The organism is Pseudomonas sp. GW821-FHT10C09, assembly GCF_059415465.1.
The window spans coordinates 1-22945 of sequence record NZ_JBWKNG010000042.1 but is presented as its reverse complement, the minus strand read 5'-3'; the positions used below and the strand labels follow the sequence as shown (position 1 = coordinate 22945).

At 59.4% G+C, this 22945-nt stretch carries 23 protein-coding genes; 12 read left to right on the top strand and 11 right to left on the bottom strand.

Features of this window, described 5'->3' with window-relative positions:
- The first annotated feature begins 33 nt into the window (after positions 1–33).
- The gene (locus AC07N8_RS28800; protein WP_493147102.1) at positions 34–951 is read left to right on the top strand and encodes a LysR family transcriptional regulator; all 918 of its coding nucleotides are present in this window, start codon (positions 34–36) and stop codon (positions 949–951) included.
- Here AC07N8_RS28800 and AC07N8_RS28795 read toward each other — a convergent pair.
- Positions 948–2102, bottom strand: coding sequence for an NnrS family protein (locus tag AC07N8_RS28795; RefSeq protein ID WP_493147100.1), 1155 nt, complete (start codon positions 2100–2102; stop codon positions 948–950). The genes AC07N8_RS28800 and AC07N8_RS28795 overlap by 4 nt on opposite strands.
- Position 2103: 1 nt before the next feature.
- A complete protein-coding gene (locus AC07N8_RS28790; RefSeq protein WP_493147098.1) occupies positions 2104–2352 on the bottom strand; it encodes a transmembrane sensor/regulator PpyR in 249 nt (82 codons plus the stop codon).
- A 254-nt stretch (positions 2353–2606) separates the two neighbouring features.
- Here AC07N8_RS28790 and AC07N8_RS28785 point away from each other — a divergent pair, with 254 nt between their 5' ends.
- The 3 genes from AC07N8_RS28785 to AC07N8_RS28775 all read left to right on the top strand — a co-directional run bounded on the left by AC07N8_RS28785 (position 2607) and on the right by AC07N8_RS28775 (position 7799).
- Positions 2607–3110: a VOC family protein gene (locus AC07N8_RS28785; protein ID WP_483844071.1), complete on the top strand. Its 504-nt coding sequence runs from the start codon at positions 2607–2609 to the stop codon at positions 3108–3110.
- A gap of 35 nt (positions 3111–3145) precedes the next feature.
- On the top strand, positions 3146–3979 hold the full coding sequence (locus AC07N8_RS28780) for an AraC family ligand binding domain-containing protein (protein WP_483844070.1): 834 nt from the start codon (positions 3146–3148) through the stop codon (positions 3977–3979).
- 157 nt (positions 3980–4136) lie between these two features.
- Positions 4137–7799 (top strand): hypothetical protein, encoded by a 3663-nt coding sequence (locus AC07N8_RS28775; protein ID WP_493147095.1) that lies wholly within the window; start codon positions 4137–4139, stop codon positions 7797–7799.
- Between the two features lie 45 nt (positions 7800–7844).
- On the opposite strand, the gene AC07N8_RS28770 is transcribed toward AC07N8_RS28775, so the two are convergent.
- From AC07N8_RS28770 to AC07N8_RS28745, 6 genes are all read right to left on the bottom strand, one after another.
- Positions 7845–8432, bottom strand: a complete 588-nt coding sequence (locus AC07N8_RS28770) for a LysE family translocator (protein WP_483844068.1) — start codon at positions 8430–8432, stop codon at positions 7845–7847.
- Positions 8433–8539: 107 nt separating this feature from the next.
- On the bottom strand, positions 8540–10048 hold the full coding sequence (locus AC07N8_RS28765; RefSeq protein ID WP_123435635.1) for a tripartite tricarboxylate transporter permease: 1509 nt from the start codon (positions 10046–10048) through the stop codon (positions 8540–8542).
- A 24-nt stretch (positions 10049–10072) separates the two neighbouring features.
- Complete coding sequence (locus AC07N8_RS28760; protein ID WP_483844067.1) at positions 10073–10567, bottom strand: tripartite tricarboxylate transporter TctB family protein; 495 nt, start codon at positions 10565–10567, stop codon at positions 10073–10075.
- Position 10568: 1 nt separating this feature from the next.
- Positions 10569–11534, bottom strand: a complete 966-nt coding sequence (locus AC07N8_RS28755; protein ID WP_493147093.1) for a tripartite tricarboxylate transporter substrate binding protein — start codon at positions 11532–11534, stop codon at positions 10569–10571.
- Positions 11535–11655: 121 nt separating this feature from the next.
- The gene (locus AC07N8_RS28750) at positions 11656–12708 is read right to left on the bottom strand and encodes a sterol desaturase family protein (protein ID WP_493147091.1); all 1053 of its coding nucleotides are present in this window, start codon (positions 12706–12708) and stop codon (positions 11656–11658) included.
- A gap of 63 nt (positions 12709–12771) precedes the next feature.
- The gene (locus tag AC07N8_RS28745; protein ID WP_493147090.1) at positions 12772–14103 is read right to left on the bottom strand and encodes an aminotransferase-like domain-containing protein; all 1332 of its coding nucleotides are present in this window, start codon (positions 14101–14103) and stop codon (positions 12772–12774) included.
- An 87-nt stretch (positions 14104–14190) separates the two neighbouring features.
- On the opposite strand from AC07N8_RS28745, the gene AC07N8_RS28740 reads away from it, so the two are divergent.
- The 4 genes from AC07N8_RS28740 to AC07N8_RS28725 all read left to right on the top strand — a co-directional run bounded on the left by AC07N8_RS28740 (position 14191) and on the right by AC07N8_RS28725 (position 17393).
- On the top strand, positions 14191–15087 hold the full coding sequence (locus tag AC07N8_RS28740) for a DMT family transporter (protein WP_493147088.1): 897 nt from the start codon (positions 14191–14193) through the stop codon (positions 15085–15087).
- 90 nt (positions 15088–15177) lie between these two features.
- Positions 15178–15798 (top strand): LysE family translocator, encoded by a 621-nt coding sequence (locus tag AC07N8_RS28735; protein WP_493147086.1) that lies wholly within the window; start codon positions 15178–15180, stop codon positions 15796–15798.
- A gap of 168 nt (positions 15799–15966) precedes the next feature.
- Positions 15967–16407, top strand: coding sequence for a tryptophan-rich sensory protein TspO (tspO, locus tag AC07N8_RS28730; protein WP_493147084.1), 441 nt, complete (start codon positions 15967–15969; stop codon positions 16405–16407).
- On the top strand, positions 16407–17393 hold the full coding sequence (locus tag AC07N8_RS28725; RefSeq protein WP_493147082.1) for an alpha/beta hydrolase fold domain-containing protein: 987 nt from the start codon (positions 16407–16409) through the stop codon (positions 17391–17393). Before tspO ends, AC07N8_RS28725 begins: the two co-directional genes overlap by 1 nt.
- Positions 17394–17439: 46 nt before the next feature.
- Here the strand turns inward: AC07N8_RS28725 and AC07N8_RS28720 are convergent, their stop codons facing one another.
- Complete coding sequence (locus tag AC07N8_RS28720; RefSeq protein ID WP_493147078.1) at positions 17440–17832, bottom strand: DUF6124 family protein; 393 nt, start codon at positions 17830–17832, stop codon at positions 17440–17442.
- Positions 17833–18365: 533 nt separating this feature from the next.
- Positions 18366–19010, bottom strand: a complete 645-nt coding sequence (locus AC07N8_RS28715) for a glutathione S-transferase (protein WP_493147075.1) — start codon at positions 19008–19010, stop codon at positions 18366–18368.
- Positions 19011–19106: 96 nt separating this feature from the next.
- On the opposite strand from AC07N8_RS28715, the gene AC07N8_RS28710 reads away from it, so the two are divergent.
- Positions 19107–19673 (top strand): TetR/AcrR family transcriptional regulator, encoded by a 567-nt coding sequence (locus AC07N8_RS28710; protein WP_493147072.1) that lies wholly within the window; start codon positions 19107–19109, stop codon positions 19671–19673.
- A gap of 48 nt (positions 19674–19721) precedes the next feature.
- Here the strand turns inward: AC07N8_RS28710 and AC07N8_RS28705 are convergent, their stop codons facing one another.
- On the bottom strand, positions 19722–20141 hold the full coding sequence (locus AC07N8_RS28705; RefSeq protein WP_493147068.1) for a VOC family protein: 420 nt from the start codon (positions 20139–20141) through the stop codon (positions 19722–19724).
- 117 nt (positions 20142–20258) lie between these two features.
- Between AC07N8_RS28705 and AC07N8_RS28700 the strand changes: the two genes are divergently transcribed.
- The 3 genes from AC07N8_RS28700 to AC07N8_RS28690 are packed head-to-tail and all read left to right on the top strand — an operon-like array spanning position 20259 to position 22799.
- On the top strand, positions 20259–21341 hold the full coding sequence (locus AC07N8_RS28700) for a bifunctional transcriptional activator/DNA repair enzyme AdaA (protein ID WP_493147066.1): 1083 nt from the start codon (positions 20259–20261) through the stop codon (positions 21339–21341).
- A 31-nt stretch (positions 21342–21372) separates the two neighbouring features.
- Positions 21373–22176 carry an isocitrate lyase/PEP mutase family protein gene (locus AC07N8_RS28695; protein ID WP_493147062.1) on the top strand — a complete coding sequence of 268 codons (804 nt, stop codon included), beginning with the start codon at positions 21373–21375 and terminating at the stop codon, positions 22174–22176.
- Positions 22177–22181: 5 nt separating this feature from the next.
- Positions 22182–22799 carry a DNA-3-methyladenine glycosylase family protein gene (locus AC07N8_RS28690; protein WP_493147060.1) on the top strand — a complete coding sequence of 206 codons (618 nt, stop codon included), beginning with the start codon at positions 22182–22184 and terminating at the stop codon, positions 22797–22799.
- The last annotated feature ends 146 nt before the right edge of the window (positions 22800–22945 follow it).

Below are 22945 nucleotides of genomic sequence, written 5' to 3'. Positions count from 1 at the left end.
CACTATGAAACTGTCTTTCATAATGGCGACCCGATGAATCACGATCCGTTTGACGGTTTGACCGAATTCCTCGCGGTCGCCGAGCACAAAAGCTTCACCCTCGCCGCGACTCGCCTGGCCGTGACGCCCACCGCCGTCAGCCACGCAATCAAGCTGCTGGAGCGCCGCACGGGTGTGCTGTTGTTTCAGCGCACCACGCGACGGGTCGCGCTGACCGAGGCCGGCGCCAGCCTGTTCGCGCGCTTGCGCACGGCGGCCAGTGAAATTGACGAAGCGCTGGCGGTGCTCAGCGGTTTTCGCGATCAACCGATGGGCACGTTGCGCATCACCGCGCCAAGGTTGTCCGGCGCACTGTTGATCGAGCCGCTGATTCCGCTGTTCCGTCAGGCCTACCCGCAAGTCAGCCTCGATATTTCCCTGGACGATGCCACCGTCGACCTGATGACAGGCGGTTTCGACGCCGGGATCCGGCTTGGGGAATCCATCGAGAAAGACATGGTGGCGGTGCGCCTGACTCCGGACCTGCAATGGTCGGTGGTGGGCTCGCCGGAGTACTTCGCCAAGGCTGGCAGGCCGCTCAACCCGGAAGAACTCACCCGGCACGACTGCATCGGCTTCCGCTTCTCCACCTCGGGCAGCGCGCACCGCTGGGAATTTCGCCGTGACGGACGGGACTTCACGGTAGGCGTCGAGGGTGGCCTGACCGTCAACGATCGTCGGCTGCTGGTCTCGGCTGCGCGAAACGGCCAGGGATTGGCGTACGCCTGTGATCTGGAAATCATCGACGACTTGGCGAGCGGCCGGCTGGAGCGAGTGCTGCAACCCTTTGTACCGCTCAGTACGGCGCTGTACCTGTACTTCCCCAGCCGCACCCAGACACAGCCGAAACTGCGCGCCTTTATCGATTTGGCCACCCGCTGGATCGCCGATCAGGGAGGCTTGGGCCGCTAGACCCGTGGCTTGAACAGGATCGTGGTGTAGCGCGTCAGGAACAGGCCGAACGCCGCGCACCACAGCAACGCAGAGAGCGCCAGCCCTACCCCGGAAAATGGAACGAGCAGCACCCGGCACACGCCCGCGACGACCAGCAAGGCAAATCCCAGCACCACGGTTTTCGATGGCTGTAACAATCGCCCGGTATGGCCAAGGCTGACGCGCGCGATCATCGCCAGGATCAACCCACCAATGCCGCCCACGGCCAGTGCATGCGTGGCCAGACTCTGTTGTGGCATCAGGCCCGCGTGCCACAGCGCCATCGCCAGCGTGGCCATCAGCATCCAGGCATACGCCAGGTACAGCGACCACAGCAGCGGCGCCCGCCAGATCCCTCGATCGTGCCAGCGCCACAAGCGCAGCAGCTGCAAAGTGCCTATCAGCAGAAACAACGCGGACAACCACGGCCTCGGGCTGTCATTCAACCCGATGGCGAACGACACCGCCGCCAGCAACGAACTCACCAGCAGGATTTTAGTGGGCAATGGATGAGCCACCGGTGTGGCAGGACGGTTCAAGCCGCGCTGGATGAAAAACGGAATGACCCGCCCGCCAATGACCGTCATCAGCGCCGCCACCAGCCACAAGGCCGCGAGCACGCCGTGTCGCTGCAATCCGGCGTCATCGGTGGCGATGCCCCACAGCGTCAAGGCCTGGCAGCCCGCCATAAAGGCGACCACCAGCAAAATCGGATAGTTCTCTCGCTTGCCGGCCGCGATCAGGTCACGCCCCAGCATCCAGGCCAGCAACGGCAGAAAAGGTGTCTGCACGGCAATCAGAATGGGCGCAGGGATCGGCAGCAACCACGCCAATCGCGCCAGCAGCCATACCAGCAACAGCCCGATCAACGGCCAGCCGCTCAAGCCGGGACGCCCGGTCCAGTTCGGCACCGCCGTCAACAGGAACCCGGCAATGATCGCCGTGGCAAACCCGAACGGCATTTCATGCCGATGCCAGCTCAACATCCCGCCAACGGGTTGCGCACCGGGCAATCGGCCGTACAACCACAGCGCCCAGATCGCGATCGCCACCAACGCAAACACCGCACCGGCAAAAAAGAACGGGCGAAACCCGAGGCTGAACACCGGTGCGGCGGCAAGTTTTTTCATATCAAACCACCGCTGGGGTCAGGCCTTTGGTCAACCGGTATTGGGCCAGCAGGCGCATGACGTAGCCGATCTTGAGCAATGTAGGACCGATGATGGTCATGGCATGCATCCCCACCAACAACGCGATGGGCATATGACCGCCGTACAAGTAGGCGCCATAGATCCCGGCAAACAGCATGACCAGGCCAGCGCCGAGCACTTTGCTCGACAGGTGCAGAACGCGCAGAGGGTTATTGAGAAAATCGAACATTTTGGCGTACTCCTGAATCGGGTCAGTTGTACGTTAGGAGTATCAAGTGCCGTGCCAGATGTTAGCCCCTTTAAAATCAACGTGTTGAGCGCATAAGAGTCATATCGACCACAGCACAAATAGTCGTTATGACCCAACGTCAAGTCATATTGACTCGACTCTTCGACAAGATTGGCGATCTACAGTCCCACCGATCAGCGCCAGGCTGTCTACGCTGATAGTCCAGCATGAGTAACCCGTAGAGGAGCGCCACCATGCAACGCGTGCAAAAACTGACTCCCTGCCTTTGGTTCGACACTCAGGCCGAAGAGGCGGCGAAGTTTTACTGTTCGATCTTCGATCATTCAAAAATCACCGGCACCACCCATTACGGCAAGGCCGGCCAGGAGGTCCACGGCATGCCTGAAGGCCTGGTGCTGACGGTCAGCTTCGAACTGGACGGGCAGAGTTTCACCGGCCTCAACGGCGGGCCGCATTTCAAGTTCAATGAAGCGGTTTCCTTTCAGGTCAACTGCCAGACCCAGGAAGAAATCGACCACTACTGGGGCACGTTGTCTGCCGGTGGCGAACCGCAGGCCCAGCAGTGTGGCTGGCTCAAGGACAAATTCGGCCTGTCCTGGCAAATCGTACCGATCCTGCTCATGGACATGCTCAAAAGCCCGGACACCACCAAGTCCCAGCGCGCCATGCAGGCCATGATGCAGATGAAAAAGCTCGACATCGCCGCCTTGCAGCGAGCCTTTGACGGCGAGAGCTAATACACTCCCGGACTGACCTGCCGAGGACGCCGAAGATGAAGCACGCCGCTGCCAAAAACGCCGACAAAGCCCCGCGCTTCTGGCGTGATGACGCCCTGCCTTTCATCGAGGCCCGCTCTATCGCCGACGGTCGCGAAGTCTGCTACACCCGGCATGCCCACGAGCACTTTTCCATCGGTGCGATCACCGCCGGGTGCAGCACTTACCTGCACGAACAATCGGCCTTTGAGGTCAGCGCCGGCACCGTGGTCCTGATGAACCCTGATGATGTTCACGCTTGCAACCCGATCGACGACCAGCCGTGGTCGTACCTGATGCTGTATGTCGAGACGCCCTGGCTCACCGATTTGCAGCATCAACTTGGCTTCAGCCAGGACGCGATGTTTCGGCGTTTTTCCACCACGCATACCCGCGATACCCAGCTGTTTGTCGGCCTGCAAAATCTGTACAAAACACTGATTGATCCCCTGCACGACGTGCTGCAAAAACACAGCGCGGCCGTGGAGTTTTTTACCGATGTACAGCAGCGACTCAATCCGGCCGATCAGCCGCTTCGCGAGCCCAATTTCAAGCTGGAACGGGCCGCCGACTACATCCGTGACAACTGCACGCAGGTGCTCAAGCTTGAGGACATTTGCGAAGCGGCTCAGTTGTCCCCGTCGTACCTGATCCGCGCCTTCAAGCAGCATTACGGCATGACGCCCCACGCGTTTCTGGTCAACCGGCGTATCCAGTTCGCCCGTGATCAATTGCGCAACGGCAAGTTGATTGCTGATGTTGCGCTGGAAGCGGGGTTTGCTGATCAGGCGCATTTTCAACGGGCATTTAAACAGCACCTGGCAGCGACACCGGGGCAGTACCGGGGTTGATGTTAAATACCTTACAAACTTACACCTTGTAACAACCAACCAACTAACAGCACTCTTTTTAAATAACGCAACACACAGACACAGAAGCGCAACAACTATCACTCACGCACTCAATTAAGCTCCGCCTCACTTCACAACCAGAAGATGGAGCTTCAACTTGAATAACGCACTCTTCCAAACCAACAACACACATCAAAAACAGTTAGTTGCCGAAGCTATTTACAACTTGCTGAGCGATCAATACCAGATCGTTCAAATTGATTGGGAGTGGGATCGTTTAGCCGTCACCCGTGCCACCGATTCCGACCTGGACGCCCTCCATCAATCGGCAATGTTAAGCCTGAGGAGAATGATTCGGCATCCGGACTTTGTCAGGATCAGATCCGCGCACTTCATCCCGCCAGGTGTGGCATTCCAGGTTGATCAACAGGCTCACCTCTATTACGTCTACGAAAATATCAGCAGCCGCCAGAGTGAGGAAACCGACATTACTGTCGCCTACTATTCCGCGCGTGTGGACATCACTCATCATTTCACCGGTGTCGCGGATTTTGATGAAAACCTGAACCAACTAGCGAGTATTGCGAAGCTGACCGGCGGGCTTGTTACGTCGAGCGATCAGATGGCCGTTGGTCAATGGCTACGTTTCCACGGCTTGCCACTACCGACCACTGAAGCGAGTGCTAAAGAACTCATCGACCTGCTCAATTTCGCCACGCTTTCCGAGAATTCACCCTATGGAAACTATTGGCAGCTGCTCGATACCCCGCAAGAGTCGCCATTCAAGTTGACCGAAGAAAACCGCGCCATCATTCGTCGAGTCATTGAAGACGAAACGGGTGGCGAGATTTCACTGGCGGCCCTGTATGGTCGCTCAGTGGTGCTCGAAAGCATTTCTGCCGACAAACTACCGACCCACCAGAGTTACCGACTGAGGAACCTGATCGACAGCGCTGTAAGTTCGGCAGATAACGGGCAAGCGTATATCGATGCACTCGGCTGGTTCGCCGAAGAAAATGCCCCAACGCTAACGCCGCAGTTCATCGAGCAATTAATGATTGCGGTGATGTTGCTTGACCTTGACCCTGAGGCCGATAACGCCAGTACCACGTTTGCGGGTTTCGACCTCTACTCCAAGCGTTTCCTGCTCAGCCACCCTGCAGAAGTGCGCAAGCAACTGGAACGGCACCTGGTCGACGCCCTTCAGCTTCACGTCATCATTGCGCCGTTGGTGGTGGAGTTGATTCTAGGGGGGATGGCGCCTGAATACCTGGCGCGGGATCTACCCCAAACATTACGGATCGGCACCCCGGGCTGGGTCGTCTTTACCCAATCCGTACATTTTGCAGAGGCTATCGTCCCGGGCATCTCCCGAAGCATGAGCTACCAGCACTTGCTGGGTTTTAGCCGACTGTCGACGCTCAGCCCTCAACTGGAGGCAGTATTCGCTGCACACACGGCGGACCCCGTGATCACTTGGGCCTTCATGAACAAGCTGATTGCCCGGGACGTTGATGGCAGCCTGAGCCAGGAAGCGGTAAGCCTCGCCTTGAATGAATACCAGCGTTATGTGGACCTGATAACCAGCGCCGCCAACACACTGGGTGAACCGCTACCGCATCGCAAGCCGCTTGCACTGAAAGAACTGAAATCCCAAGTACCGGACTGTGACCCCGAAGAACTACTGGTTAAACATCGTGGTACAGGTGGCGGTGCAGGAAGGAAAGTCTCGGTTATCGATCTTTACATGGGCGATGAACTGCACACCGAGGTTTGGGATCGCCCCCGGGGCAACAGTATCTATCAATCATTCCCTGGATTGGCCGAACTGTTTCCGGTTGCCGACCTGCATGAACACGCTGTTAACAAGCATTACCAAGGCACCACAGAAGCGCTGGCCAGCAGCATTGCCATTGCACTGTCGCAATTAAAAACTGAAGACGCCGAACACATGGAATATGGCGCGCTGGATATTTACTGCATTCGACAACATACAACACAGACATTTTCAGCCGCACGACCAGGCATCGTCATTGATCCGATTTCCGCTCCGGGAGCAACGGGTCGATTTGGCGTGATTATTTGTGCGAAATGGCGCGACAACGTTCGCTGCTATGAGCTTTTTCCATTACGACTGGAATGCCGGCCCAATCAAAAACTTGAAACCCTGTTCCGTCCTCTATCGGGCCGCGACCTGAATGACTTTGAGCCAGAACACACTGACCACAAAATCATCGAGAGAATACCGGTTGATGTAGAGGCTTACCTGCAAAACCTTGAGCCTCGGGACAATAGCCAGTCCAAAGTGTTTATCCGCAAGATCGGTGAACTCAAGTCGCCGCTGGAGGACGCAGATTCGGCCCCTGCGCCGCCCTCGTTGTTGTCCCCGCGCAAAATGGCGATCGGGAGGCTCATTGCTGAACAAAATCCGTACTTCACCGAAGACGAGGTCAAACAACTGAGTTTCGATCAGACCGAACGCGAACGGGCCATTGAAAAGACCGACGCCGTCTTCAACACCCTTCTTAATCTGATCATCCCGTTCAAGGAGTGCATCGAGGAGCTGTCGTCCGGTGTTCCTTCTCGACAAAAGAACGCAATCTCCGGATGCGTCGTGGACGCGGCATTGCTCGCTGTATCGTTTGCAGCCGTACCGGGGAAAATTGCCGCCACCACCGCCAAGGCAGCCACCGTGGCAACCCGGTTACTGTCGGCATCCAAAGTGCTCAGCCGGACCCTCCTTACTCTGTTCAACCCGCTGGACGGCGTGCCGCAACTACTCAAGGGCGGCGGCAAGTTATTGGGCAGAGGTGTGAAGAAACTCGGTGCTCACTCCCTGGCAACGCCGCATCGAGTCCGGCAGCAATTGCGCTTTCTGACCGGCGCAAATGCCTACGACCTGCTCAGAGCCGTCGACCATACCGGCGCGGCAGCGCAGATCCGCCAGTCGCTGGACACCGTCAGTCATGCACGAACGATTTTCAAGGCCGATAGCATCGAGACTGCGGACCAAGTGCTCAAACATCTGCGTGCTCCTGACGCGAAGCTGCTGAAAAACATCCCCGAGCAGGAGCTACAACATTTACTGGAGAACTCACTGATCGACATTGCGCTTCAGTCCGAACCTGCCCGGTTGCTCAAAAATCTCTTGGATCCAGACATCGTCGACAGTCTGGTGCGCCAGCAGGCGGCAAAGTTCTCCCTGAACAACCTGCATCAGTTCAAGGAGCACACAACGTTGTCAGAACTCTTCCATGATCTGTTGAAGGTGGAGCACAGAAATCTGACGGCGATGCGCGCGCACCAAGATGCCCTGATCGTTAAAGATCTGGGCCAGGCACCTTACAACGGCATCCTCGATGAACTGACCTTCAACCCCAATGGATTGACGGCTGACGGTGAGCGGGCAAACGCCTGGATTCTCAAAGCGTCCAACTCTCGAAACGAGGCTGACAAAATCAGCGATGTGCTTCGCGAATACACTGTCAACGACGCGCCTCTGACGTCACCTTCGGTCTATAACGCGCTACATCGGCGTATCGCGCCCGAGGTGACAGGAAGCTTCCGCAGCCCGACGGCAGAGGCCCGATACCCCTCCAATGTTTCTGGTGCAGCGCTCCTGGAACAGCACCTCGCAAGCCTTGATCCTGGCCACGAGGATTTCGCCAAACAGGCGCTGGGCGCATTCCTCGGATTCCACAGCTTTGTCGATGGCAATGGCCGCACGGCGCGCGCGATCTATGCGATTGCAGAGCTGAGGAAGGGCCGGTTCAACCCGCTCACTGTCGCGACTGAAAGTGCCCTGAGCGGCTTGAGCTAGCATTCGTTTGCACTGATTCCGCGCCCCGTTTGACGGGGCGCGGACCTACGACAACATCAGGCCAATCGCGCACACTGCCAACAGCAACGCCATGCTCCGATTGAACAGCCGCATGCCCGCCGGGTTGCTCAAGTAGCCGCGTAAAAAAGTCCCCGCGTACACCCAGCAGCCCACCGACACATAACAGATCACCAGATACACCGCCGCAAACTGCCACACCAACCGCGCCTCGCCGTCCGCGACGAAGGCGCCCATCCCCGCCACGCAGGCCAGCCAGGCCTTCGGGTTGAGCCATTGCATGACCGCGCCGTACAGCATCGACGGCGCCCGGCCCGTCGCTTTGGCATCGAGACGACCATCGTCCGCCGCCAGTTTCCAGGCCATGAACAACAGAAACGCCACACCCGCCAGTTGCACCACTCGCGTCAGCGCCGGCCACACCTGCAATACCTCATGCAGCCCCAGCCCCATCAACACCAGCAACAAAACGAACCCCAGCGTAGCCCCGGCGACATGCCGTTGACTGGCGCGAAACCCGAACTGCGCGCCCGAGCTCAACGCCACAATGTTCACCGGCCCCGGCGTTATCGACGCCACCAGTGCAAACGTTGCCATGGAAATCAACAGACTCATCGAGCACCTTCTTCAATTCAGGAAAATCAGCGCTCAAGGTACTGAGCGCCCCGCTCCGCGTATTGAAGAAAACTGCCTTCGGCAACTGCTGCAGGCGTTGCGTGTTCTCAATCGTCTTCGTGCAATTTGATGCCCCGGGCGTGGAGCAGATGCGGGACGATCAGCACCAGCAACGTCAGTGCCAGGAACGATGCGGCGATGGGTTGGGTGAGAAAGGTTGTCCAGTCGCCCTCGCTGATGGACAGGGCATTACGCAGTTGCTTCTCAGCCATGGGACCCAGCAACATACCCACGATCACCGGCGCCACAGGGAAATCAAAACGCCGCATCAACACCCCGCCCCAGCCGATGCCGAGCATCAGCAAAAGATCGAACGAAGAATGACGCATGCCGTACACGCCAATGGTGGCGAACACGAGGATGCCGGCGTTCAGGTAAGGGCGCGGGATCTGCAACAGCTTGACCCACAACCCCACCAGCGGCAGGTTCAGCACCAGCAGGATGACGTTGCCGATGTACAGCGAAGCGACGAGGGTCCAGACCAGATCCCCCGAGGTCTGGAACAGCATCGGGCCGGGTTGCAGGTTGTAGTTCTGGAACGCGGCCAACAGGATGGCCGCCGTGGCGGAGGTCGGAATGCCCAGTGTCAGCAGCGGCACCAACGAGCCGGTCGCACTGGCGTTGTTGGCCGCCTCAGGCCCGGCCACACCTTCAATCGCGCCCTCGCCTTTGCTGCCGGCAAACTCTTTCGGGTACTTGCTCAGTTTGCGCTCGGCCGAATAGGACAGAAACGTCGGAATCTCGGCCCCACCGGCCGGAATCGAACCGAAAGGAAACCCGATCAGCGTGCCGCGCAGCCAGGCCGGAACCGAGCGTTTCCAGTCGGCGCGGGTCATCCACAACGAGGTCAAACGGTGTCGGTTGCTGGCCTCTTCTTTTTGATACAACAGGCTGTACAACGCCTCCCCCACGGCAAACAAACCCACCGCCACCAACACCACTTCAATGCCGTCCACCAACTCCGGCACCCCCAGCGTGTAGCGGGCAATACCCGAGGTCGAATCCAGGCCGATCAAGCCAATGGCCAGGCCCACGCCCAGCGAGGCGAAACCGCGCAGCATCGACGCGCCGAGGACCGCCGACACCGTGGTGAACGACAACACCAGAATTGCGAAATACTCCGCCGGACCAAATTTCAGCGCCAACGTGGCAACCACCGGGGCAAACAGCGTCAGCAAAATCGTGGCAATCGTCCCGGCCACAAATGAACCGATGGCCGCCGTGGCAAGCGCCGGCCCGGCACGGCCGTTGCGGGCCATCAGGTTCCCCTCCAGGGCCGTGACCATGGAGGACGATTCCCCCGGCGTGTTAAGCAAAATGGAGGTCGTCGAGCCACCAAACTGCGCGCCGTAGTAGATACCGGCAAACATGATCAGCGCTCCAGTAGGATCGACCTTGGCGGTGATCGGCAGCAACAGCGCCACGGTCAGCGCCGGCCCGATGCCGGGCAACACGCCAATCGCCGTGCCGAGCAGACAGCCGATAAAACCCCACATCAGATTGATCGGCGACAACGCGGCGGAAAACCCCATCGCCAGACTTGCAAGAATATCCACCGGGTTGATCTCCTTCGGCCCGGATCAGATCCAGGCGTTGACAAGGGGCGGCAGGGAAACCCCGAGCCCGGCGTTGAACAGCCAGTAGATCGGCAGCGTCAGGGCAATGCCGATGGCCAGGTCGCGCAGTGGATGGCGACTGCCAAACCCGCGTGCAGCACAGACGAACAACAGCCCGGCGGCGAGGACGAAGCCGATCAGGTTAATCAGCACCGCCACCCCTACCAGTCCCGCCGTCACCCACGCCACACCCCGTTTGCCGCCGGGCAGTGCTTTGGCCGATTCGTCATCGTGGTCCGCCAACTCGCGAAAACCACCGGTAACGGCCTGATAACTCAGCAGCAAACCGACCACGCCGAGGAACACCGCCAGTCCGTAGGGATAGACATGCGCGCCCAAAATGACGAAACCCATCTCGGGCGGAAACCGAAAGGCCCCGACCGCCAGAACGACACTGATGGCGATCAGGCCAAGGCCGATCGCCAATTGTGGCGGCACAATATTGCGCGGCCCGGCCATGTCAAAGCAGCCCGACCTTGACCAGCATCGCGTGCAACCGTACGTGTTCTTCGTCGACAAACTTGCCAAACTCATCGCCGGTCAACACGGACGGCGACCACGCGTTGGTCTGGATGTTGTCTTTCCAGGATTGGCTGTTGGAAGCCGTGACAACGGCGTCGGTCAGTTCTTTACGCTGCTCCGGGCTCAGGCCGGCGGCGCCGTACACACCGCGCCAGTTGCCGATGATCACGTCGTAACCTTTCTCTTTGAGGGTCGGTGCATCAATGCCGGGCACACGCTCCGGCGCACCGATGGCGAGCACGCGGAACTGGCCGTCCTTGATGTATTGACCCAGTTCGGCATAACCGCCGGTGATCACCTTGATCTGCCCGCCGAGCGCCTGGGCAACCACTTCGCCGCCACCGGCGAAAGCGACGTAGTTGACCTTGTTCACCGGGATGTCCATTTTGCCGGCCAGTTCGGCGATGCCGATGTGATCGATCGAGCCTTTGGAACCGCCGCCCCACGTGATGCTGGTCGGTTTGTCCTTGAAGGCCTTGAGCAAGTCCTCCAGGGTTTTGAAGTCGGACTCTTTGCGCACCGCAATCACGTTGTACTCCGTGAACAACCGGGCAATCGGTGTCACGTCTTTCAAGGTGATTTGCGGTTTGTTCTGTTCAATGCCCGCGACCATGATCGCGCCCACCACCAGCAACGCATCGCGTTCACCCTTGGTGCTGTTGGCAAACTGCGCCAGCCCCAGCGTCCCGCCAGCCCCGCCCTTGTTTTCGAAGGTGGCGGATTTAGCGACTTTGGCCTCGATCAAGGCTTTGCCCAGCTCACGGGCGGTCTGGTCATAGCCACCTCCGACCGACCCCGGGGCCATGAACTTGACCGTATCCAGCGCCATGGCGGGTGTCGAGAGTGCGGCAGCGGTAATCGCCACGGCGGCGACGTAATTGAAACGACGGAACAAAGCGAACATGAGCGGTCTCCTGATCTTGTTTTTGTAGGTGCCGGTTGAATCGCGCTCAGGAGCAACCCCTGCTCACTGAACATGCGTCTGTGAACAAGCGTAGGTCATGGTTTTGATTGCTGACGGATGGTTACCGAAGAGGAAGACCTTTGGGCATTTCTCTGGCCGTTGGCGCAACCGTCTGCGGGCGCTTTATCCGGCGGATTTTGCGGGCGACGTCCACGAAGGGCGTGACGACCAGGCTGTACACCGTGAGGTAGCGCGAGTGATCCGCGTCCCCGGTGCCAAAGCGCAGCGTCTCGGGTCTGGAGGTGGTGACGTAGAGCGTGCCGAACATCCAGTCCCAGAGTGACAGGTTGATACCGAAGTTCTTGTTGACGTGCCTTGGCGCGTCGCTGTGATGGATCTGGTGCTGGGCCGGGCTGTTCAGCACATGCTCGACCACGGGGCCAAACGACAGCCAGACATGGGTATGGCGCAGGTTGGCCGCGAAACCGTTGAGGATCAACACCATCCAGGTCACGCCAAACAGCGTGTAACGGCTGATTTCGCCGCCACAGGCGTACCAGAAGACCCCGGCAAAGGCACCGATGCACAGCGTATTCGTCAGCTTCTCGACAATTTTCTCCACAAAATGAATCCGGCTTGCCGTCGCCGGAACCAGCACCGGGGCCGAATGGTGGACTTTATGGAAGTCCCACAGCCAACGCGTATGAAAGGCCCGATGGCCCCAGTAGTTGGCGAAATCCTTGACCATAAACACGCCGAGCCCATAGATCAGCGACAACGCCAGGTGTTCCTCGACTTGAATGCGCGCGCCCCATAGGTTGGTGAAAAAGCGCATGTAGTCGGCGGAGCGCAGGACATAGGGATCCACCAGCGCAACGATGGGCAGCACCAGCATGACTTTCAGAATGGCGCGGATGAAGTAGTAGCGGTAATCGAGCAACGCCGACCGATGCAGATGAACCTGGCGGCCGCCGATGAATTGCCAGAAGGTCCGTGCGTGCGTCAATCCACGAGATTTCCTGAAGCGGAACAGCCCATAGGCAACGCTGTAGGAGGACGCAAGAAACAATAGGCCGAAGCGGCCATTCAAATCGAATATGCCAAGAAACTGATGGGTAACCGGGGTTATCACCCATCGGGACAGGCAGTCATAGACAAACGAAAGGACATCCACGACCGTCTGGCCTCCAAAAAAGTGAGGCAAATTGTAGTTCAGACGACCAGAGAGCGGCACTGTTTACGTATGCGCTTCCACCACCCACTTCACTTTCACCAGCGCGTGTCGAAGCGTGTCCATGTCCACCGAGCCCAGCGCCAACCGCAAGGCATGCGGAACATGCAGCGAAATCGCGAAGGGTTCGGCGGTGGACACCGAGATCTGCTCGCGCATCAACGCCACGGCAATCTGGTCTGCCCGTGCGTCTTCCGATAAAGGTAGCCACAGAAAGTACGACGACGGATGGCGGATGACTGCAAGTCCGCTTAGCGCCTCATCAGCCAGCTTTTGCCGCGCCTGTGCGTCTTCGCGCTTTTGTGCTTCGAGCCGGGTGACGGTGCCATCCTCGAGCCAGGCGCAAGCGATGGCCGTCATGACACCCGGAGTGTTCCAGGTGGTCGCCCTGATCGTGCGTTCGAGTTCGGCGACGTTTTGCGCAGGGGCCGCAATGAAACCAACGCGCAGGCCGGTGGCGACGTTCTTGGAAAAACCGGACACGTAAATCGTCCGCTCCGGGGCCAGCTCGGCGATGGGCGGCGGCGCGTCTTCGGCGAGAAACGCATAAGCCCCGTCCTCGATGATGTGCAGGTCGTGTTGGCGCGCAATCGACACCAGGCGTTCGCGCTGGTCAGCCGGCATCACCCAGCCCATCGGGTTATGCAGGGTCGGCATGGTGTAGACGGCGCGCACCGTCCGGCGGCGGCACAGGTCCTCCAGCGCCTGCAGATCCGGGCCCTGCTCCGTGACCGGAATGGGCACGATTTCAAGGTGCAGCGTGGCGGCCAGCACTTTGAAACCCGAGTAGGTCAGCGCGTCCGCCGCGATCACGTCACCGGGTCGCAGCAGCGCCATCAGCGTCACCGCCAGGCCATGTTGAGCGCCGCTGACAATCAACACGTTGTCGGCCTCGACCGTCAGGCCGCGGCTGCGCAAATGGCGGGCGATGGAGGCGCGCTCATGCGCCCGCCCACAGTGGGGCTGGTAGCGCAGGTGCGATTCCAGGTCGCCGGACAACGCGAGCTGGCGCAAGGCATTGCGCAACAGGTCGGCCTGCCCCGGCAGTGCGGGGTAGTTGAAGTTGAGGTCAATCACACCCGGCGCAACGTCCGGCTGATCGATGCCGTGGCTGGGCGGCAAAGAGGTTTCCCGGACAAAGGTCCCGCGCCCGGTTTCGCCACTGACCAGTCCCATCGCTTCCAGCTCGGCATACACCCGGCTGGCCGTGACCAGCGCCAGGCCTTCGCTGGCGGCCAACTGACGATGCGTGGGCAAGCGTGTGCCGGGCAGCAAGCGCCCAGAGTGAATATCGGCGGCCAGGGTGTCCACCATGGACTTGTAGCGGGAGCGCGGCATCGTGGGATGTATCCATGACAATTTTTTGATTGTTCTTAATCCTGGATCATAGGATGCCTTTCACGCAACCTGACACGGAGACGCCACATGGAAAGGACCTCAACGCTCAACAGACCGACGCTGGACAAGCACGCCAGCGGGCTGATCAACGGCTTCATTGGCGTGCTGATCTTTAGCGGCTCGCTGCCCGCCACCCGCGTGGCCGTGCTCGAATTCGACCCGGTGTTCCTGACCGTCGCCCGGGCCACCATCGCCGGCGTGCTGTCGCTGTGCATGTTGTGGCTGTTCAAGGAAAAACGCCCGGCACGCAGCCAGTTACTGCCCTTGATCATCGTGTCGTTGGGAGTTGTGGTCGGCTTTCCGTTGCTGACGGCATTGGCGTTGCAGTACGTGACGTCGGCGCATTCCATTGTCTTTGTCGGTTTGCTGCCGCTCGCCACGGCCGCGTTTGGCGTGTTGCGGGGTGGCGAGCGTCCACGACCGGCGTTCTGGTTTTTCTCGGTGCTGGGCAGTTTGCTGGTGATCGGCTTTGCCGTTTCCCAGGGGCTTACCGCATCGCCTGTCGGTGATTTGCTGATGCTGTTGGCGATTTTGGCGTGTGGCCTGGGGTATGCCGAAGGTGCCAAACTTTCCAGAACACTGGGCGGTTGGCAGGTGATCTGTTGGGCCCTGGTGTTGTCACTACCGCTGATGGCCGCGCTGACGGTGTGGCGGATGCCCGTTTCATTGTCCGCAATCACCATGCCGGCCTGGTTGAGCCTGGCGTATGTGTCGCTGTTCAGCATGCTGATCGGTTTCGTGTTCTGGTATCGCGGCTTGGCGCAGGGCGGTATTGCGGCGGTGGGACAGCTTCAACTGCTGCAGCCGTTTTTCGGCCTGGCGCTGGCGGCGACGTTGCTGCACGAACAGGTCAGCCTCGGCATGCTCGGGGTCACCGTGGCGGTGATCCTCTGCGTGGCAGGCGCGAGAAAGTTCGCCAGATAAAAGTGTACTGCGGCTTGCGCTCATGGCTGTACGGGGCGAGCCGCACAACGTCCATGATAAAAATGGCGCTCTCGTTTCCGGAGACTCGCCATGGACCTCGCCACCCTCACCCTTTTTCTGCCCGCCTGCTTTGCCCTGAACATGGCGCCCGGCCCGAATAACCTGTTGTCGGTCAGCAACTCGACACGCTACGGCTATCGCACTTCCTGCGTGGCCGGAATCGGTCGGTTGCTGGCGTTCGCCGGCATGATCGCCCTCGCCTCCGCCGGATTGGCCGTGGTGCTGCAAACCTCCGAAGTGCTGTTCTACGGGATCAAGATCGTCGGCGCGGCGTACCTGTTTTACCTCGCCTGGCAATTGTGGCGCGCCGACCCTGGCGCCGAGCGTGCTGACACCCGAGCCCCCGTCGGTGTGCTGGCCTTGGCGCGGCAGGAGTTTCTGGTGGCGGCCGGCAACCCCAAGGCCATTTTGATCTTCACCGCGTTCCTGCCCCAGTTTGTCGACCCGACTCGCGCAGTAACGCCGCAATTCGCGCTGCTGGGTGCGCTGTTTTTGATGCTGGAATGGATCGCGATCAGTGCGTACGCCTACATGGGTTTGCACATGCGTCGCTGGTTCGCCGAGCCGCGTGGCAAGCGGATTTTCAACCGGTGCTGTGCAGGGTTGCTGTCGGCGGCAGCTTCGGTGTTGTTGATGGCTAAGCGGGCGTAATCAAACGGGGGGGATGGCTCTTTAAGTACGACATCGTCCCCTTCCCGACTTTTCGTTCGAGAAATGTCATCCCTCCATCCAAACTTTTCGCGTCACCGGGCGTCATCTCTTTAATGCTGCCGACCTGGCTTGCAGATCCAGACAACTGACCTCAGCTAAGGATGGATGATGACCTTTCTTGTTTTTCTACTAGCCTGCGGTGCCGCCGCAAGCACAGGCTTCTTTTTCAAACCGGGCCAGTGGTACGAATCGCTGGTCAAACCCGGCTTCACCCCGCCCAACTGGGTGTTTCCAGTCGCCTGGTCGACGATCTACCTTTTGCTCGCCTGGGCCGGGTACCGGTTGACCCTGATACCTGGAAGCCAGGAGGTGTTGGCGTTATGGGCGGCGCAGATTGCGTTGAATACACTGTGGACACCGGTGTTCTTCGGCGCGCAGCGCATTTTCGCCGGCATGCTGATCCTGACGCTGCTCTGGTTGGTGGTCGCGGTGATGGTGGTGATGGCGTTGCAGCTTGATGTCATCACTGGCTTGATTCTGCTGCCTTACCTTGGGTGGCTTTGCGTCGCCGCTGCGTTGAATTTTGCCATCTTGCGCAACAACCGCTGATGACGAATGCTAACGAGGGGATCAAATCGCTATGGCCTGCTGACGGGGGGGCTTTGGCGCAAGTGCGCGATTTCAACAAAAAGCTCGCCTGGTTGCCGCGCTTTCGAATCCGCAATCGCATCACCCCTCGTCTGATCCAGGCTCTGCTGCGCGCCAGTCAAATCGGCGGTGCAGGTAAGTTGCTCAGGCATGGGCTCAAGGCTGAAAGAAAAGTGGTGAGTGTGGGCGGCGCTTCAGTGCCCGTTCGGATCATCCGGCCCAGAGGTAAAGCAAAGGGCGTTGTGCTGGATTTCCATGGTGGCGGTTGGGTGATCGGCAATGCGCAGATGGATGACAACTTCAACCTTGCGATGGTGAATACCTGCAGCGTCACGGTCGTCTCGGTCGATTACCGGCTTGCTCTATCGACGCCGATTGAAGATGTGATGGAGGATTGCCTGTGTGCTGCACGCTGGTTACTGAATGACAGTTGTGAAGAGTCTGCCGGCCTGCCCGTGATCGTCGTCGGTGAATCGGCCGGGGCGCATCTTGCTGCGGCAACGTTGCTGGCGCTATCACCCGACTTGCTTCAACGGGTGAGCGGTGCGCTGTTGTATTACGGCGTCTACGATTTGACGGGAACGGCGAGCGTGCGTGCGGCCCCTTCAGAAACGCTGGTGTTGGACGGTCCCGGCATGGTTGAAGCGTTGCGCAGGCTAACGCCGGACCTGAATGACCAGCAACGCCGGCAGCCACCCTTGTCACCGTTGTACGGCGACTTTACGGGTTTCCCGCCGGCGCTGATGTTTGCCGGTGAGCTGGATCCCCTGAAGGACGACACACTCGAATTAGCCGCTCGCTGGATGAAGTCGGCACCGGTTGAGGTGCATGTGTTGGCGTCATGTCCTCACGGGTTTATTCACTTTCCGACCGCCCTGGCAGAGAGCGTGCTTGCGTATGGCCGTAAATGGATAGCGGCTCGGATCGATGCGTTGGCCGGCGCCTAGCGGTGTTGGCGAGGAAACAAGCTCCCCCGCCAACGGGATGCAACGATTACTTGGGCGGAACGAAGTTATCCAGCATTCGGTTCACCGCCAGCTCCCCCAGCATGATGACCTGCTGCAGGGCCAGGACGTTACTGCGATGAGTTCCCTCTAGCAACGCTGCCACGTTGCTGGCCATGACACTGGCCGACGCCATGTTCTCGCACGTTTGGACCAGCAAGGTTTCATGGTCGACATCCGGGGCAATCATGTAAATGGTGCTGGGTTTACGTGGGGTGTTGTTCATGAGCGCCGCCGGATTGAGATAGAAATTGAGCGCGCGTTCGGCGGCGTCATGGAGTTTTTTTGGGTCGAGGGATTCGTACGGGGATACTGAATCCGCGGTTGGCGGATCGGTATCGGGTGAATCGGTGTCCGGTGGGTTAGGCGTTACTTTGAACATAGATGAACTCCAACTTCTAATATTGAGGAGCCATCACCCTCGCTACCAAACGAAGGGGTGGCGGCCATACGTGGGTTGGTAGACCGGTAGAAGCTGGAAACCCGGCGCTCACAATGGAGCCCCACGCATGACCACCATAAATACAGAGTCCCAAAAAGAGACTACATAAGGTGTTGTCATGCGGCTTCTAAACGGGCTACCAAACCCGATCACTGTTTTTCAGTGACAGGGAAACGATATAGCCCACCCCGTAGCCGCACAAGCCGGCGGATTCTGGCTTGATCGTAGGTAACGGCGCAAGGTCTTGTAGCCTTCGGGACGTAACACCAAGTGTTTTTAAACACGCATCGTTAAACGCGTGAAAGCTTGCTAAAAATCAAAGAAACGTCCGACATTTTTTAGCGCAGGTGGCTGCTTGAGCGCTTCGTTCAACAAAGCCCGGCATAGCCCGATCTCCGGCTTATACGCTGAACGAAAACGCAAACGCCCCGTACCGATTGACGGCCGGGGCGCAGTACAAACGTCAGACAGGATCAGGCCGGGCTTTTCACGCTTGGCCGCTCAGCTGTTTTTGCGTTCCATGCGAGGAGCGCAGTGCACTCATCCGGAATCGCAATTTGAGCGAAACCGGCGAAGATCAGGCCCGCCCAAACGGTGATATCCGCCATCGAGAATTGATCGCCGGCCACGTAGGGCTGCGATCTCAAGACCTGGTCGAAATACCTCATGCCATTGATGGCTTTCTCACGGTGCATCTCACCCCATACGACCCGGTCGCTCCACTCCGGGCTTTTGTAGGCTTTCAATTGAGGTCCGAGCCCGTCGGTTGCGTGGTGAAAATAGATGCCGATGGCATCGATGAGCTGGTCGTCGGCGCGTTTCTGCATCATGTGGATCATCCCCTTCTCTTTCGGCGTTGTGCCGGTGAGCGTGGGATTGCCATCAAGGTTGTCGAGATACTCGGTAATGGCCGTGCATTCGGACAGATAAGTACCGTCATCCAGCTCCAGAACCGGCACGGTGCCGGTGGGGTTGATCGCTAAAAAAGCGCTTTGTTTGTGTTCGGCTGCCGGCAAATCGATCTTGATGAATTCGATTTGGGACGCCAATGCCTTCTCGGCGATGACCACTCGAATACGTAACGGGCTAGGAAAACCGGGGATATCGTAGATCTTCACGTTAACTCCATTGCCATCTATCTATCGGGAGGTAGACAATGCGGCCAGCGATCGTTCAGGTCAACCGATATCTATCGATAGGTAGGCAAAAACAGCATGACAACAATCGATACCAAGCAAACCATCCTGCAAGCAGCGCGTAGAGTCGTGCAGGCCCGCGGCTACAACGCATTGAGTTTTCGCGAGTTGGCGAAAGAAGTGGGGATCAAAAGCGCCAGCATCCACTACCACTTCCCAACCAAGGGTGATTTGGGTGCTGCTCTGGCTCGACGCTACACCGAAGACACCGCTGCGTATCTGGATCAGTTGCTGGTGGAATCACAGGATCCGACGTCGATGGTGAAGGACTACACGGCCGCCTTCCGTGCCGCCCTGGAAAACGACAACCGGATGTGCCTGTGCGGAATCCTGGCGGCCGAGCACCACGATCTCCCGGCCGAAGTACGCGTCGAAGTGGACGGGTTCACGGACACGAACGTTCGATGGTTGGCCAAGGTGCTGGCGCTGAAACAGCCAGACGTTCAGCCAGAAGCACTTGAACGGCAAGCACTGTCGATATTTGCCGCCATTCAAGGTGCGCAACTGGTGTCGCGAGGGCGCAACGACATTTCGGTGTACGACCAAATGATCGAATCCTATCGAGTGGCCGGTTTGATGCCTTGAAGTTCGCTTGCCCCGAATCGAGTTTTTACGATAGCGGCTTGGGGATGCCTAAGCCTGATCAGTGGACGCCCCTTTGAGCTCAACCTGATTACCATCCGGGTCGAAGCAATACAGCGACAAGCCATAACCTTCGGCACCAAAGCGCGTGGCCGCTTTCTCCGGCGCCAGACCAAACGACTGCAAGTGACTGACAAGCGCCGCCTCATCAAAGGGTTCGATACGCAGGCAGACATGGTCGAGGTTACGCCCCTCCTGACCCGCGGCAGCCCCGCCCTTGCGCCCGAGCTCACCGTCCAGGCTGACGAGGTCGATCATGGAAGTCCCGGCGCGCAGGTGCACCAGCCCCAGATCGTCGCGGCGCTTGACCAGTTCGGCGCCGAATACCTGGGCGTAAAACGTGATGCTGCGCTCCAAGTTCTGGACGCGCAGCACGATGTGATCAATGTGTTGAATCGTGAACGGATGCATGAAATCAGTTCCTGAGAGTTGCATGACCGGTAACCCGGACACTGTAGTCCAGGACCGCAAAAATTCACTGTCGATTTTCCGGTGGAGTCACCGCCCGCAGGGTTTTATGCTCAGCCCATGAACATACAAACCGCTGTGCTGCCGCCCCACGCCGAAATGGTTCGCGCCATGCTCGAACGCGACACTGCCTACGAAGGCGTGTTCTTCACGGCCGTGAAAACCACCGGGATCTTCTGCCGTCCCGGCTGTACGGCGCGTTCGCCGAAACCGGAGAACGTCGAGTTCTTTGCGCACGCCGATGAATGCATGGCGGCGGGTTATCGCGCGTGTCTGCGCTGCAAGCCGCTGGACGCTGCGGCCATCGCACCCGACTGGGTGCAGACGCTGCTGAAGTCGGTGGACGCCGATCCCGAGCAACGCTGGACCGACGCCCAGTTGCTGGCCGAGGGCATCGAGCCGCTGAAGTTGCGGCGCTGGTTCAAGCAGCATTTCGGCATGACCTTCCACGCCTGGCTGCGCACCCGCCGCCTCGGTATGGCGCTGGGCGGGATCAAACAAGGCGATTCCATCGACAGCGCGGCCTTCGATTCGGGTTATGAATCCCTCAGCGGTTTTCGTGATGCGTTCCAGAAGTCATTCCACATCACCCCGGGACGGGCCGCACAGAGCGAACCGCTGCTCTTCAGCCGGCTGACCACGCCACTGGGGCCGATGATCGCCATGGCTGAGCGTCGCGGGCTGGTGCTGCTGGAATTCCTCGACCGCCCGGCATTGACCCGTGAAGTCGAAGAACTGCAAAACCGTTACGGCTACGCGGTCGCGCCGGGACACAACGTGCACTTGCAACAAATCGAAGCCGAACTGGCGCAGTACTTCGCCGGCAAACTCACCGAGTTCACCGTGGCGCTGCATACACCCGGCAGCGAATTCGCCCGGCAAGTCTGGGCTGCACTGGCACACATCCCGTACGGCCAGACCAGCACCTACGGCAGCATCGCCAGGTTATTGGGCAAGCCCGGCGCCAGTCGCGCGGTGGGCCTTGCCAACGGGCACAACCGGCTAGCCATCGTGGTGCCGTGCCACCGGGTGATCGGTGCAGACGGTTCATTGACCGGCTATGGTGGAGGACAACCACGCAAGGCGTTTCTGCTGCGGCTGGAAAACGCCGCGATGCAGATGACCCAACAACTGGCGTTCTGATTGCCTCACTCGTCATAAGGAAGGACATTCGATGGACAAACAATTTCACCAATTGCACCACGAAGGCTTGCTGATCCTCACCAACGTCGCCGACGCCACCGGGGCGCGCATCGTCGAGCAACTGGGCTGTAAAGCCGTCGCCACCAGCAGCGCGGCGGTGGCCTGGGCCCATGGTTATGCGGACGGCAACGCCCTGCCCCTTGAACGTCTGGTCTCGACCGTCGAGTCCATCGCCCGGGTGATTTCCGTGCCGTTGACCGTGGACGTAGAGGCCGGCTATTCCGATGACCTGACGCGGGTCGCACAAGTGATCGAAGCAGTGATTGCTGCCGGTGCGGTCGGGATCAATATCGAGGACGGCGCGTCCCCGCCCGAGTTGCTGGTGCGCAAGATCGAAGTGGCGCGCAAGGTCGCGGATCAGCGCAATGTGAAGCTGTTCATCAATGCGCGCACCGATGTGTACCTCAAGGGATTGGTGCCGGCCGAGGATCGCGTTGCCGAGACACTCAAGCGTGCAGCTCTATATCAAGCGGCAGGTGCCGACGGGTTGTTCGCGGCGGGCGTGTCGGCGGAGTACGAAATCGCCGCGCTGTGCCAAGGCACCCCGCTGCCGGTGAACGTGCTGGGGCTTGCGAGCCTGCCTTCACCGGAAACGCTGAAAGCACTGGGCGTGCGGCGGCTGAGCGCCGGATCAGGCATCGCCGAATTCCTGTATGGCGCCATGGCCGGGCTGGCCAAGGGTTTTCTGGAAACTGGCAAACTCGACAGCAGTCACCTCAAGGCTTTGACGTACGGTGAAGTGAACGCCCTGCTGAAAACAGCCGGGAACGCTTGATCGCCATGCCTGATCCCTATAGGCCCGCGACCGAATTTCTGGCGTCCCTCGACGCAGACTGGGCGCGCCACGTTGCCGCCGTCGGCCCGTGCCTGCATCAACCGCATGCGGCTCGCGATCCGTATGAGTCGCTGGTGCGGGCAATCGCCTACCAGCAACTGCACGCCAAAGCCGGGGATGCGATTGTCGGGCGCTTGCTGGCGTTGTTTCCCTCGGTTTCGTTTCCACGGCCGGAGCAGATCCTGGCGACCGGTTTTGATCAGATGCGCAGTTGCGGGTTTTCGGCGGGCAAGATCGCGACCATTCAGGGGATTGCCCAAGCGACGCTGGATGGCGTGGTGCCCGACTATGCTACGGCGTTGGCCATGGACGATGAGGCATTGATCGAGCGCTTGATCACCTTGCGCGGGGTTGGGCGCTGGACGGTCGAGATGTTGCTGATTTACAGCCTTGAGCGGCCGGATATCTTGCCGGCCGATGACTTTGGCGTGCGTGAGGGCTATCGACGGCTGAAGGGATTGGAGGTGCAGCCGACGCGCAAGCAAATGGTGGAGATCGGTTTGGGGTGGAGCCCGTATCGGACGGTGGCGGCGTGGTATTTGTGGCGGGTGCCTACCCGGTAGACCGCGTTATCGTTCTTCGCGAGCAGGCTCGCTCCCACAGGGGATTTGTGAACACCAAAGATCCGGTGTGCGAGCCTGCTCGCGAAGGGGCCAGCAAAAACAACCCATCAAGCCCTGCCAGGCTCATCCCCCACAGCCAACCACAT